Here is a 13701-nt window from a genome sequence, read left to right as displayed (position 1 = left end):
CCGGCAACAGTCGGGTGCGGTCAGCGCTCGCCACGCAACTGTGTCCGGATCTCCGGTTTGAGCACCTTGCCGATCTTCGAGCGCGGCAGGTCGGGCCAGATCTCCACCTGCTTGGGAGTTTTCACCCCGCCGAGACGTGCCCTGGCGTGCTCGCGCAGTTCGTCGGCGGTGGCGTCGCGCCCGACGTGCAGTTGGACGACGGCGGTGACCCGCTCGCCCCATTTATCGTCAGGAAGTCCGATGACCGCGCAGTCCTGGACGGACGGGTGGGTCAGTAGCGCCTGTTCGACCTCGGCGGAGTACACATTGAATCCGCCGGTGATGATCATGTCCTTGGCCCGGTCGACCACATAGAGGTAATTGTCGGCATCCAAGTAGCCGATATCTCCGGTGTGATGCCAGCCGTAGCGCGACGCCTCGGCGGTCGCCTCCGGATTCTTGTGATACCCGGCCATGACCAGCGGACCCCGGACCACGATTTCGCCGCGCGCACCAGCGGGGAGCAAGCGCCCCTCGGCATCCATGATGGCCACACGGGTGAGCGGAGTGGGTCGTCCCGCCGATGACAGTCGTTCGGTGGCAATCGAGCCGTCGGGGCGGAAGTGATCCTTCGGCGCCAACGTGGCGACCATCATGGGTGCCTCCGACTGCCCGAACAGCTGGCCCATGACCGGCCCGATCCGCTCCAGCGCCGCGGCCAGCCGGGCCGTGGACATCGGCGCGGCTCCGTACCAAAGACACTGCAGGGAGCCGAGATTCGCCGCTGGTAGCGCAGGATGATCCAGCAGCATGTAGATGAGCGTCGGCGGCAGGAAGGTGTGGGTAATCCGGTGCCGCTCGATCAGGGCGAGGAATTCACCGAGATCCGGGGCGGGCATCACGACGATCTCACCGCCGAGGGTCAGGATCGGAAAGCACAGCACGCCAGCGGCGTGGGTGAGGGGCGCCAGCGCCAGATAGCGGGGCCGATGTTCGAACGGATAACTCATCAGGGTCAATGCGGTCATCGTCTCGATATTGTGGCCGGTGAGCCGAACGCCCTTCGGCCGTCCGGTCGTTCCGCCGGTGCCGACCAGCATGGCGAGGTCGTCGATCGACTCGACCTCCCACGGATCGGCCGGACAGTCCCGCACCCAGTCGTCGAAACATGGTGCCCCGGACACATTTCCATCCAAACAGACCAGCGTCCGCAGCTTGGGCAGCCGCGGTGCGATGGCGGAAACCAATGGCGCGAAGGCAGCTTGGAATATCAGACAGGTGCAGTCGAAAAGTTCGAGTAGCTCCCGATTCTCCGCGGCCTCATTGCGGGGATTGATCGGGCACCACACCGCACCGGCGCGGGCGATGCCGAAAACGCAGGCGAAGGCCAGGGTGTCGTTCGCCGACAGGATCGCGACCCGCTCGCCGGGCCGGACCCCGGATCGCACCAGCGCATGAGCGATCCGCCAGGACAGCTGCTGTACGTGCGCATAGGTCAGCGTATGCCCGTTCATGGTCAGGCAGGGTGCGGTGGCGCCGAGTGAGGCGCCCTTGTCGAGATAGTCGGTCAGACGCACGGTAATCCTCTACGGAAGCTGTTGCGGGAGTGGCCGATTCGGACAACGGGCGGGCGGCTCCGGCCGCCCGCTGTCCGAGGCGTGATCAACGATGCACGGTCAGTACCGGTTCACTGACCAGCCCGAAACCGCGTAGCACTCCGAGCAGTTCCCGATGGCCGAATGCCTGGCATGCCGAGGCGAACCCGGTTCGTTTCGGCGGTGCCTGCAGCAGCGCGTTCGCGGCAAACGCCTGCAGCAGACCGGTCTGCTTGTAGTTGCAGTTCCCGTAGATCACGCAGTGGGCACGCGCCAGCGGTCCGGATGCGTGCACGGAATCGAGCGAGGTATTGATGCGCGGATTCTCCCGTGGCGGCATCTCGTCCCGGACCAGGGCGGCCTGGTCGGCCAGGACGCGGTACTTCTCCTGCACCGGAAGGTCTTTCACCTGTTCGACGACCGCCTGCACGATCTGCGGCACACCCAGCATCAACGGCCGGTTGAACACACCACCGAGCACCTTCACATTCGCCACGCGAGGATCACGCTTGAACCACACCGGATGCGAGGTGCCGCCCCAGGGCAGTGCGAGCCCGATCTCGTGCTGCCCGGGCACCACCACGTCGTAGAGTCCAGCGTCCGCGGGCCACTCCACATACTGGTTCTGCTCGAGGTAATAGGCCTTGGACAGCGCGGCATTGACCAAAATCGTCTTCGTGGACGCGACCGTCGGGAAGCCCTTCCAGAAGACCTGGATATCGAGCGTGTCCAGGCCCGGGGTTTCCAGGCAGATATTCGCGGCGATCTCCCCCGTCGTGTACATCTGCGCGACGCCGGGTGCGAGCAGCAGACCCCGCGCGGCCATCTCGGCACCGTATTGCTCATCGCAATCGATCAGCCAATCCTGTTCGCCGGTGGTGTCGAGGTAGTGGGTCCCCGCGGCAACACAAGCCCGCACCACCTCATGCCCGTACTGCGAGAACGGGCCGACGGTATTGCAGACAACGGCGGCGCCGCGAAAGAGCTCGGTCAGTGGCCCGACCTCGTGTGCGACTTCGACGACCTCGTGCTCGACGGTGTCGATGCCGGGAATCTTGTCGACCGCCTCTTGCAGCCGGGACTTGTCCCGGCCCGCGGCGACGAACGGAATGTTGAACTCGCGCAGGTATTCACACACCAGTCGGCCGGTGTACCCGGATGCGCCGTAGACGACGACGGGCTTATCGGTACTCATCAGATCTCGAACCTTTCGCTGTCTCGGAAACTCACATGCCCATGCCACCGTCGACCGGCAGGCCCGCGCCGGTAATGAACCGTGCGGCGTCGGAGGCGAGGAACACCACCGCGTCGGCCATATCCGCAACCTCACCCAGCCGCCCCTGCGGGGTCTGCTCGACCACCGCGCCGACGGCGGCCTCCGCGCTGGGGAACAATCCGATCCGAGCGACATCGTCGGCGAGTTGGGCGCCCATCTCGGTTGGGACGAGTCCGGGGTAGACACAGTTCACGCGCACGCCGTAGCCGAGCTTTCCGGACTCCATCGCCGCGACCCGGGTAAGGCGATCCACCGCGGACTTGGTCGCCGAGTAGACCGAAATACCTGGAAAGGCGATCGTCGCGGCGACCGAAGCGATGTTCACGATCGCACCACCCCGGCCCGCCGCACCGCCTGGTCGCATCGCGCGCAACGCGTGCTTGATACCCAGGGCCGTGCCGAGCACATTCACCTCGAGCATCCGGCGCACCTGTTCCGGATCGAGATCGACGACGAGGCTGGTGATTTCGACTCCGGCGTTGTTCACCACGATGTCCAGACCGCCGAGTGCGGCGACGGTATCGGTGACCGCCTGCGCCCAGCGTGTGTCATCGGTGACATCGAGCGGCACGAATTCGGCCGTCGCACCGGTCGCCCGCATCGCTTCCACGGTTTCCTTGCCGAGATCCTCGCGCACGTCGCCGATCGCGACCGCCGCCCCGGCACGGGCCAGTGCCTCGGCCATTCCGGCACCGAGTCCTCGCGCGCCACCAGTTACCAGGGCGGTACGCCCGGTCAGGTTGTACCCATTCATCGGGCATCTCCTCCTCGAGATGGTCCATTCGGCTTTCGGTCTCATCCGACACTCGGACCGGATGCGACGTGGATCACAGTGTGCCCGCGTTCTTGACGACCGTCAAGATTTTCTATGACAGTCGTCAAGATTTTCTTACACAATCGTCAAACCAGCTGACCTCCTGATTCCGGTACCGCGATACACTGAGCCAATTCACAAGATGCGGATGCGGTGACGGAGAGAAGCCAGATGACCGAAATCGTCGAGACCAGGCGGGATCGCATCGCGCGCCGACAGGTCGACAAATTCGGCGAGCGGCGCGCACAACTGGCAGCCGCGGCCCTGCACACCCTCGCTGAACTCGGCTACGCCCGCACCAGCCTGCGGGAGATCGCGCAGAAATCCGAGTTCACCCACGGGGTGCTGCACTACTACTTCAACGACAAGGTCGAGCTGATCACGCAGGCGGTGCGGCAGTACGAGCAGGTGTGCGTCACCCGTTACGACGACATCGTCGCCGCCGCGACAACGGCCGAACAGCTACGAAACGACTTCGGCGCGGCGATGGCGACCACCCTGGACGCCGACGCACCACTGCACCGGCTCTGGTACGACCTGCGCAACCAGAGTCTGTACGAGGAGTCCTTCCGCGATGACGTGCTCGAGATCGACGGTCACCGCTCGGAGATGATCCGCAACGTCGTGGACCGCTTTGCCGACCTATCCGGTCAACCCCTCTTGGTCCCGTCTACCACGGCCTACGCCATATTCGACGGTCTGTTCCAACAGGCACTGCTGCACAAACTCGCCGGACACGGCGATGCCGCCGACAATCTCCGCACCGAGGCCGCAGCTCTGCTGGACGTGGTGATCGGAAAGGGCAGGCCCTAGCCGATCCCGCTCCGGCCCATCGGCACTCACCTGCGGAATCGTCAAGCCTCGCCAGGGACGATCAGGTCCGCATGGTCGCGGGTGCGGTCGGCGGCGAAGTGGGCTTCCTCGGCCGCCATCCATGCCTCCCACAGCGGCAGCGTGTGCCTGCCGTCACGTTCGAGACCACGCGCCAAGCACACTGCACGTGGGGTATCGATCCATATCGCCAGCGATAGCTGATCGCGGACGGCGGCACGTGCCGAGGAAACGCCTTCCAATACGAGCACTCCCCCGGGCACGACATCGTGCCATTCGGCCAAGGCGTGCTCGTCCCAGTCGTAGCGCTGGTATCGACCGCAACGGCCGCGGGCGATCGGCTCGAGCACCTGCCGCACGAGCCGGGGCCACCACGGGAGCTCGTTGTTCGCGGGCGCGAAGTCGTCGGTGTGCACCACCTGCGCGTCACACATGACCGCCAAAGATGCCGCGAGCGTGGACTTTCCGGCCCCGGCCGGTCCGTCCACCGCCACCAGTCGCGTCGATCCGAGCCGCGGCTGGCTGGCACCTATCCGGGCCGCGATCTCCGCGATCGCCACCCCCACGCTAAGCGGTCACAGTTCGTGGACGAGTTGCACCAGCGCAGTGAGCACACCCGGATCGGTTTCGGGCAGCACGCCGTGCCCGAGGTTGAAGATATGACCGGCCGCGCCCATGGTGATCGCCTCGTCGGCCTCGCGCACGATGCGCCGCGTCTCGGCCTCGATCGCGGCGGATCCGGCGAACAGCACCGCGGGATCCAGGTTGCCCTGCAAGGCTTTTCCGGGTCCGACACGGCGCACCGCCTCGGTCAGCGGCACCCGCCAGTCGACGCCGACGACTTCGGCGCCCGCCTCTCCCATCGCACCGAGCAGTTCCCCGGTCCCGACCCCGAAGTGGATCCGCGGCACACCGGCCTCGGCGACCTCCGCGAACACCCGCTCCGAATGCGGCAGCACGAACTCGCGATAGTCGGCGAGCGACAGCGCCCCGGCCCAGGAATCGAACAATTGCACCGCATCGACACCAGCGACCAGTTGCGCCTGTAGGAAAGCGATGGTGATGTCGGTCAATACACCGAGCAGTTCGTGCCAGGTCGTCGGATCGGCGTGCATCATCGCCTTGGTGCGCTCGTGGTTCTTACTCGGACCACCCTCGACCAGATACGACGCGAGCGTGAACGGCGCACCGGCGAATCCGATCAACGGGGTCTCGCCGAGCGCGTCGGTCAGCAGCCGCACACCATCGGTAACCGCGCCCACCTCTTCGGGCCGCAGCCGAGGCAGCGCGCGCACATCCGCGATGGTCCGCACCGGCGAGGCGATCACCGGTCCGACACCGGCCACGATATCGAGGTCGATGCCCGCGGCCTTCAACGGAACGACGATGTCGGAGAACAAGATCGCCGCATCGACACCGTGGCGCCGAACCGGTTGCATTGTGATCTCGCACACCAACTCCGGATCGAAGCACGACTCGAGCATCCCGATGCCCTTGCGCAGTTCGCGGTACTCGGGCAGCGATCGTCCGGCCTGACGCATGAACCACACCGGCCGACGGGTGGGTTCGGCGCCGGTGGCGGCGGCCAGGTACGGGGCATCGGTCAACCGGCGACGGGTGTGAGTGCTCATCACCGCTATCGTATGCGGGCTTGCCGCCCGCCCTCGCCCGGCCGGGTGCCGGGTCACGGCAGAGCAACGTTCGCCCGCTCGGAGCGGCATCCGGCGCGCCTCCGACCGCCCCGGGCGCACAAGGTCTACCGTCGGTTCCGTGACACCGCTCGACTTCCGCGACGGAGCCGCACCGACCGAAGGACCCAACGGCGAGCCAGCTCAGTTTCGCGCCGCGGTCGATGCGATGGGTACCGCAACTGTGCACCCTCGAATCGAGCTGGCACCGATCCGACCCCCACAACGCCTGGCACCGTATTCCTATGCGCTAGGCGCGGAAGTCAAACATCCCGAAACCAATGTGGTGCCGGTCGATTCCGAGGGCGACGCCTTCGGCAGGCTGATCCTGTTGCACGATCCCGACGGTGACGAGGCCTGGCACGGCGTGTTCCGTTTCGTCGCCTACATTCAGGCCGATATCGATGCCGCATTGGCCACCGACCCGCTGCTGCCCGAGGTCGCCTGGAGCTGGCTGGTGGACGCGCTCGAGTCCCGCGGCGAACCGTTCACCGCGCTCGGCGGCACCGTCACCTCCACCAGTTCGGTGCGCTACGGCGATATCGCCGGCCCCCCGCGAGCGCACCAATTGGAGCTGCGCGCCTCCTGGACCGCGATGACCACCGAGATGCGTCCGCACGTGGAAGGCTTCTGCGAAGTACTGGCCTATGCGGCCGGTTTGCCGCCCGCTGGAATCACTCATCTACGGCCGGACTCCTATACCAGCAACGACCACACCTGATCGCCACGTAAAGTTCAGGTTTATGTCGGTAGCAGACGAGTCCGAACCGGGCAACACAGCCGAAGACAGCACAGCCGAACCCCTGCTCGTGCCTGCCGAAGGCGTGCCTCCCGTGCTCGTCACCGCCGGCGAGGTCGCCGATGCCGCCGCCCACCTCGCCGCGGGCACCGGACCGCTGGCCGTGGACGCCGAGCGCGCCTCCGGTTTCCGGTATTCGGCGCGCGCCTATCTGATCCAGTTGCGGCGTGCAGGCTCGGGCACCTTCCTCATCGATCCGATTCCGGTCGCCGACGCACTCGCACCGCTGGCGGAGGCGATCAATGAGCTGGAGTGGGTGCTGCATTCGGCGGATCAGGATCTGCCCGGACTCGCCGAACTGGGCCTGCGCCCCGCGCGACTGTTCGACACCGAATTGGGCGGCAGACTGGCCGGTTTCGAGCGCGTCGGACTGGCGGCGATGGTAGAGCGACTGCTCGGCCGCGCCCTGCGCAAGGGTCACGGCGCGGCCGACTGGTCCACCCGGCCGTTGCCCGCGGATTGGTTGAACTACGCGGCTCTCGATGTGGAGTTGCTGCTCGAGCTACGCGACGAGGTGGCCGCCTCGCTGGATGCCCAGCACAAGACCGACTGGGCGGCACAGGAATTCGAGCACGTCCGGATCACCGAACCCGGCACGCCGAAGGCCGACCGGTGGCGGCGCACCTCCGGCATCCACACCCTGCGCCGCGCCCGCCAACTAGCAATCGTGCGCGAACTGTGGAACACCAGGGACACCCTGGCCCGCACCCGCGACGTGGCACCCGCCCGCATCCTTCCGGATGCCGCGATCATCGCCGCCGCTAACGCCGAACCGCGCACCATCGCACAACTGCGCACGCTGCCGGTCTTCGGCGGCCCCCGCCAACGCCGCTATTCCCGCGACTGGCTCGCCGCCGTCGACGGCGGCCGCACACTGCCCGATACCGAACTGCCACCTCTGACCCAGCCGTTCGAGGGACCGCCACCGGTGAACCGGTGGGAGCGCCGCGACCCCGCCGCCGCGGCACGGCTGACCCGAGCGCGGGCCGCGATGGGCGAACTGTCCACCGAGTACGCGATTCCGGTCGAGAATCTGCTCTCCCCCGATCTCGTGCGCCGGTTGTGCTGGGACGGACTACCGGATTACGACCGGGTCGGCGACCCGGCGGATCTCTCGGCCGCGATCGATGGGTTCCTGAAGTCGGGTGGTGCCCGGCCTTGGCAGCGTGAACTCGCGGTTCCCCGACTTGCGGCCGCTTTGACGCCGACACCCGACGCATAGCCCGCGCGACCTATTTCAGCCAATGGGCACGTCATCGAGGCGAGTTACATGGCGGTTCCCCGGGTGCTCGTAGCCACCATTCCACTGGTGGCGATTGCTGATTCGCCGTCGCCAAAGGGCGGGTAGCGCGGTGCGCCGCCATCCGGCCGCCCTCGACGGTTAGGTGGCACTGCCACGGGGCCGTACCGTCACGGCTCGGCCGTGACGGCACGCTCCACGCTCTGCTTGAAGACCGATAGCCCGTGCTCCATGCTCGCGCCGAACGCGTCAGCGAGCTCATGCGGCAGCGTGTCGTGGATCCACACGAAGCGGCTGCCGTCGGCGTGCGGGAAGACCTGCATGGACGAGTTGTCGTGCGCCGGGGTGACGCTCCCGCCGACGATGGAGAACACCATCCGGCGTTGTGTTTCGTCGAGCGCGATGAACCGTTCGTGCAGCACCGTGCCGTTCTCGAAGGTGACAATGCGCAAGTCCGGACCGTCGAGCGTGGAATCGGTGACGAACCCGGGCGCCATCCGGATCGGGCCTGCGGCGAAGTCGCCGATGATCGCCCACACATCCTCGACCGGCACCTCGAGGATGATCTCCTTCTCCACCGATCCCATAGCTGATCCTCCCGTGCCGGAGCGGAGTTCTCATCCGCCCCGTAGATAACTTCCGTAGGCGAAACGGTAGTTAGATAACCAGCGATCGTCAATGGCCGGTTACTATTGCGTCATGCCCCACACAGTGGAAGCCACACCCCCGGCGCTGGCCCGTCTAGTGGAGTTCGTCAACACCCGCCGTGCGGACGGCGACATCATCGGCACACCCGAACAATTGACGAGCTGGCTGCGCGCCCATGAACTGCTGCCCGAAGGCACCGCCGACACGGCCGCACGACACCGGGCCGAGCGCGTGCGCGAAGGCCTGCGCGCCCTCCTCGCCACGAACAATGCCGAACCCGTCACCAGCCCCCGCCCGGACGGCCTGAACCCCTCGGCCCGCACCGAACTCGCCTCCCTCACCGCGGCGCTGCCACTGACCTTGGACGTGACGAGCACCCCGCCCCGCCTCGTCCCGCATACCGACGAGCCGGTCGACCACGCCCTGGCCACCCTGCTCGCCGACGTCGCCACCGCCGTCGCGGCAGGCATCTGGTCACGCCTCAAGACCTGCCGAGAACCCAGCTGCCGCTGGGCCTTCTACGACCACTCCCGCAACCGCGGCCGCACCTGGTGTTCCATGGATGTCTGCGGCAACCGCGTGAAAGTCCGTGCGTCCCATCGCCGTAACGCCGCACGGTAGTCAGCGACCCAACCGCGCGGATCGCCGCACCGCACCAGACCGGCTCGCGCCCATGGGATAGCGAGCAGACCACCGCTCGTCGGAATCGGCTCGCCGAGGAACCCCACTACTCAACGATCGAGGCGCTGGGCGACACCGATGTCCGAGTGCCGTTGTACACACCGGATTTCGTTGCCGTCCGCCACGACGATTCACTGCTGATGGTGTCGCTCCGGCATCGGAGCGACACCATCGGCTCAGCGCGCGTCGAGCCAGCCGGAGATGCGGCGGGCGATATCGGGAGCGGTCAGACCGAGTTCCTCGTGCACTTGGTCGCGCGAGGCATGATCCAGGAAGTGCTGGGGCACACCGAGATCGCGGGTGGGAACATCCAACCCCGCGGTACGCAGCCGAGCCGAAACCGTGGAGCCGATGCCGCCATGCAGACCGCCGTCTTCCAGAGTCACTACGAAACGGTAGTTTTCGGCGAGTTTGACGATGGTGTCCGACACCGGCAGCACCCAGCGGGGGTCGACAACGGTGACCGAAATACCTTCCGGCTCCAGCAGATCCGCGACCTCCAGCGCGGTCGAGGCGAAGGGCCCGACCGCAACCAGCAGCACATCACCGCGCTGCGCTCGGGCCGAACCACCCTCACGCTCGGGCAGCCGCAGCACATCGACCCCATCGAGCCGCTCGACGGCTGAAATATCCTCGGCCACACTGCCCTTCGGGAACCGAATAGCCGTGGGTCCGTCGCTCACCGCGAGCGCCTCGGCCAGTTCCTCACGCAGCGTCGCCGCATCGCGCGGAGCCGCCACGCGAATACCCGGAATAATGCCGAGCACGGACAGATCCCACATCCCGTTGTGCGAGGCACCATCCGGACCGGTGATTCCCGCACGATCCAGCACCACCGTCACCGGTTGCCTCAACAGCGCGACATCCATCAGCAACTGGTCGAAGGCTCGGTTCAAGAACGTCGAATAGATCGCCACCACCGGATGCATACCGCCGAGAGCGAGTCCGGCCGCCGAGGCCATCGCATGCTGTTCGGCGATGCCGACATCGAACATCCGCTCCGGGAACCGCTCCTTGAAGGCCGCGAGGCCGGTCGGTCCCGGCATGGCCGCGGTGATCGCGACGATGTCATCGCGCTTCTCCGCGTGCGCGATCAGCGCCTGCGAGAACACCGAGGTCCAGCCGAGCGCCTTCGGCCCGCCGAGCGGGCGTCCGGTCAGCGGGTCGATCGGATCGCAGGCGTGCATCTGGTCGGCGACGTGGTTCTCGGCGTGCGAATAGCCGCGCCCCTTCTGCGTCACGACATGCACCACGACTGGCCCGCCGAAGTCCTTCGCCCGACGCAGCGCTGCCTCGAGCGCAACGGTGTCGTGGCCGTCCACGGGTCCGACGTACTTCAGTCCGAGATCGCTGAACAGCTCCTGCGGGCTGACCGCATCCTTTATCCCGGCCTTCACCGCGTGCACCATCGAGTACGCGGATTCGCCGACGCGCGGGATGCTCTTGAGGATTCGCTTGCCCGCGTCCAGCGCGTGCTCATAGGCGGGCTGGGTGCGCAGCGCGGTCAACCGGTCGGCGAGGCCACCGATGGTGGGCGCGTAGGAGCGGCCGTTGTCGTTGACCACCACGACAACCGGACGGTCCGGTGCGGCGGCAATGTTGTTGAGCGCCTCCCAGCACATGCCGCCGGTGAGCGCGCCGTCGCCGACCACGGCGACCACATGCCGGTCCTGACCGGTCAGCGCGAACGCCTTCGCCAAGCCATCGGCATAGGACAGCGACGCCGAGGCGTGCGAGGATTCGACCCAGTCGTGAGCGCTCTCGGATCGGCTCGGGTAGCCGGACAACCCACCCTGCTTGCGCAACGTGTCGAACTGATCCTTGCGACCGGTGAGGATCTTGTGCACGTAGGCCTGGTGCCCCGTGTCGAAGATCAACGGATCGGCCGGCGAGTCGAAGATCCGGTGCAGTGCGATGGTCAGCTCCACCACACCGAGATTGGGGCCGAGGTGCCCGCCGGTAACGGCGACCTTCTGCACCAGGAACTCGCGAATCTCCTCCGCCAGTTCACCCAATTCGGCAACGGTGAGCCGTCGCAGGTCTTCGGGTGTCTCGACCCGGGAAAGCACTCCCACGTGAACTCGCTCCCTCCGGATAGCGCATCTGATCCGATCAGTCTACGGAGCCGCTGTGGTGCACCCGCACGACAACGCCCCGCCACCAGCCGACTTCGCGCGGAAGTGTGAGCCTCCACACGAAATCACCAGCCCATTCCACGACACGCTCGGGCAGACGAGTCCGGCGACCGCACCAACGTTACCCAGCTTAGAGTGGACGTGTGGCCCTGCCCGAGCAGATGGTTCCGCAAGCGGTCGACCCCGGTGTCGTTGCTCGCATCGTCACCGATGTCTACCAACTCTGCCGCGCCGACGATTCCGGAGACCTGGCCGATTACATTCCCGAACTGGCTGCGGTGCAACCGGATTCGTTCGGACTGTGCCTGGCCACCGCCGATGGACGAGTCTACGGAACCGGTGACGTCAGCACCGAGTTCACCATTCAGTCGATCTCCAAACCCTTCACCTACGCGCTCGCGCTGGCCGATCGGGGCATCGAAACCGTCGCCGAGCATATCGATGTCGAACCCTCCGGCGACGCGTTCAACGAGATCAGCCTGGACCCGGTGACCGAGCGCCCGCGCAATCCGATGATCAACGCGGGCGCCATCACCGCGGCCGCACTGATCACCGGCCGCGACCCGGCCGACCGATTCGAGCGCATCCGGCGCTGCTACTCCCGCTTCGCCGGGCGTGAGCTCACCATGAACGAAGCGGTGTACGCATCGGAGGCGCGCACCGGTTTCCGCAATCGCGCCATCGGCTACATGCTGCGCTCGTTCGGCATCATCGAATCCGATCCGGACGAGGCGGTGGACCGGTACTTCCGACAGTGCTCGATCGATGTCACCTGCCGCGACCTCGCGCTGATGGCGGCCGCCCTGGCCAATAACGGGCTCAACCCGCTGACCAGGGAACGCGCCCTGTCCGCCGCGCTGACCGAACGCGTGCTCAGCGTGATGACCACCTGCGGCATGTACAACGCCGCGGGCGACTGGGTGACCACCGTCGGCCTGCCGGCCAAGAGCGGTGTCGGCGGCGGCATCGTGGCGGTACTGCCCGGACAGATCGGCATCGCCGTCTACTCGCCTCGGCTGGATCAGCACGGCAACAGCGTGCGTGGCGTCGCAGCCTGCCGGGCGTTATCGCAGCTGCTCGAACTGCACTTCCTGCACGTCACGCGTTCGGCGCGCACCGCGATCCGCGCCGCCTATACGGTGGCCGAGGTGCCGTCGAGATTGCGGCGCACCACCGATGAGATGGATCTGCTCGCCGCGTACGGGCACCGGGCACGGGTCTATGAACTGCACGGCGACCTGCTGTTCGCCGGTGCGGAGCGGGCGGTGCGCGCGATCGAGGAACAGGCGCGGGAACTGGAGGCACTGGTCGTCGATCTGCGCCGGGTCGGTGAGGTGAGTGCGATCGCGGTACAGATGCTCGACGCGCTGCAGACCCAACTCGCCGCCGCGGGCTGCCGCGTCGCCATCGTCGATCCGGACGGCAAACTGGGCCACCTGGTCTCCAGCCTGGATCCGGCCGACCCGCGTGGGCGGGTGTTCATCGATCGCGACACCGCCACCGAATGGTGCGAGAACATCGTCCTCGAATACCACCGGCCCGAGAGCAAACCGGCGTGCACCTCCTTGCCGATCGAGGATCATCCCGCGCTCGCCGCACTGACCACTGACGACCGGGCCCGGCTGGCCAAGGATTTCGAGGTGCGCACCATCGCTCGCGGCGAGGTGATCACCAAGCGCGGCAGTGCACGCTCAGGGCTGTATCTGATCCTCGAGGGCCGAGTACGCATCACCTTCGAAGGGACGGACGCCCGCACTCATCGCCTGGTATCTCTGACGGCGGGAATGTCGTTCGGCGAGATCCCGATGCTCGTCGGCACCCCGTTCGTGAACGAGGCCAGAGCCGAAAGCGCCGTCCGCGTAGCGGTTTTGCGCCCCGAACGCTTCGACGTGCTCACCCAGCAAGCGCCCGAACTCAAGCTGGCTCTGCTCGAACGGCTGGCCGCGGGTGCATACGCGCAAATGGACGCCGCAGTGCGCGCCATCGCCGTGCGCGGAGGCGACTATTGAAAACAA

12 protein-coding genes are annotated in these 13701 nt (G+C 66.7%); 5 read left to right on the top strand and 7 right to left on the bottom strand.

Going from position 1 to position 13701, the window contains the following annotated elements:
* Positions 1-20 precede the first annotated feature (20 nt).
* The 3 genes from ACQP1G_RS15000 to ACQP1G_RS14990 all read right to left on the bottom strand — a co-directional run bounded on the left by ACQP1G_RS15000 (position 21) and on the right by ACQP1G_RS14990 (position 3604).
* Positions 21-1556 carry an acyl-CoA synthetase gene (locus ACQP1G_RS15000; protein WP_433203930.1) on the bottom strand — a complete coding sequence of 512 codons (1536 nt, stop codon included), beginning with the start codon at positions 1554-1556 and terminating at the stop codon, positions 21-23.
* A gap of 85 nt (positions 1557-1641) precedes the next feature.
* Positions 1642-2769, bottom strand: a complete 1128-nt coding sequence (locus tag ACQP1G_RS14995) for a DUF5938 domain-containing protein (RefSeq protein ID WP_433203927.1) — start codon at positions 2767-2769, stop codon at positions 1642-1644.
* Positions 2770-2800: 31 nt separating this feature from the next.
* Positions 2801-3604 carry an SDR family NAD(P)-dependent oxidoreductase gene (locus ACQP1G_RS14990; RefSeq protein ID WP_433203924.1) on the bottom strand — a complete coding sequence of 268 codons (804 nt, stop codon included), beginning with the start codon at positions 3602-3604 and terminating at the stop codon, positions 2801-2803.
* A 231-nt stretch (positions 3605-3835) separates the two neighbouring features.
* On the opposite strand from ACQP1G_RS14990, the gene ACQP1G_RS14985 reads away from it, so the two are divergent.
* Positions 3836-4477 carry a TetR/AcrR family transcriptional regulator gene (locus ACQP1G_RS14985; protein WP_433203921.1) on the top strand — a complete coding sequence of 214 codons (642 nt, stop codon included), beginning with the start codon at positions 3836-3838 and terminating at the stop codon, positions 4475-4477.
* Between the two features lie 41 nt (positions 4478-4518).
* Here the strand turns inward: ACQP1G_RS14985 and ACQP1G_RS14980 are convergent, their stop codons facing one another.
* Positions 4519-5055: a uridine kinase family protein gene (locus ACQP1G_RS14980; RefSeq protein ID WP_433203919.1), complete on the bottom strand. Its 537-nt coding sequence runs from the start codon at positions 5053-5055 to the stop codon at positions 4519-4521.
* A gap of 15 nt (positions 5056-5070) precedes the next feature.
* Positions 5071-6126, bottom strand: coding sequence for a uroporphyrinogen decarboxylase (gene hemE / locus ACQP1G_RS14975; RefSeq protein WP_433203916.1), 1056 nt, complete (start codon positions 6124-6126; stop codon positions 5071-5073).
* A gap of 226 nt (positions 6127-6352) precedes the next feature.
* Here hemE and ACQP1G_RS14970 point away from each other — a divergent pair, with 226 nt between their 5' ends.
* Positions 6353-6904 carry a DUF3000 domain-containing protein gene (locus ACQP1G_RS14970; protein ID WP_433208525.1) on the top strand — a complete coding sequence of 184 codons (552 nt, stop codon included), beginning with the start codon at positions 6353-6355 and terminating at the stop codon, positions 6902-6904.
* Between the two features lie 22 nt (positions 6905-6926).
* Positions 6927-8204: an HRDC domain-containing protein gene (locus ACQP1G_RS14965; protein ID WP_433203913.1), complete on the top strand. Its 1278-nt coding sequence runs from the start codon at positions 6927-6929 to the stop codon at positions 8202-8204.
* A gap of 188 nt (positions 8205-8392) precedes the next feature.
* On the opposite strand, the gene ACQP1G_RS14960 is transcribed toward ACQP1G_RS14965, so the two are convergent.
* A complete protein-coding gene (locus ACQP1G_RS14960; protein WP_433203910.1) occupies positions 8393-8809 on the bottom strand; it encodes an SRPBCC family protein in 417 nt (138 codons plus the stop codon).
* Between the two features lie 112 nt (positions 8810-8921).
* Between ACQP1G_RS14960 and ACQP1G_RS14955 the strand changes: the two genes are divergently transcribed.
* The gene (locus ACQP1G_RS14955) at positions 8922-9491 is read left to right on the top strand and encodes a CGNR zinc finger domain-containing protein (RefSeq protein ID WP_433203907.1); all 570 of its coding nucleotides are present in this window, start codon (positions 8922-8924) and stop codon (positions 9489-9491) included.
* 236 nt (positions 9492-9727) lie between these two features.
* On the opposite strand, the gene dxs is transcribed toward ACQP1G_RS14955, so the two are convergent.
* On the bottom strand, positions 9728-11626 hold the full coding sequence (gene dxs, locus ACQP1G_RS14950) for a 1-deoxy-D-xylulose-5-phosphate synthase (protein WP_433203904.1): 1899 nt from the start codon (positions 11624-11626) through the stop codon (positions 9728-9730).
* A 221-nt stretch (positions 11627-11847) separates the two neighbouring features.
* On the opposite strand from dxs, the gene glsA reads away from it, so the two are divergent.
* Positions 11848-13695 (top strand): glutaminase A, encoded by a 1848-nt coding sequence (gene glsA / locus ACQP1G_RS14945; protein ID WP_433208522.1) that lies wholly within the window; start codon positions 11848-11850, stop codon positions 13693-13695.
* Positions 13696-13701: the final 6 nt, after the last annotated feature.

This window comes from Nocardia sp. CA-107356 (assembly GCF_050946365.1).
Classification (GTDB): domain Bacteria; phylum Actinomycetota; class Actinomycetes; order Mycobacteriales; family Mycobacteriaceae; genus Nocardia.
The sequence above is the reverse complement of the archived record's forward strand: the minus strand, read 5'-3'. Positions and strand labels throughout refer to the sequence as shown.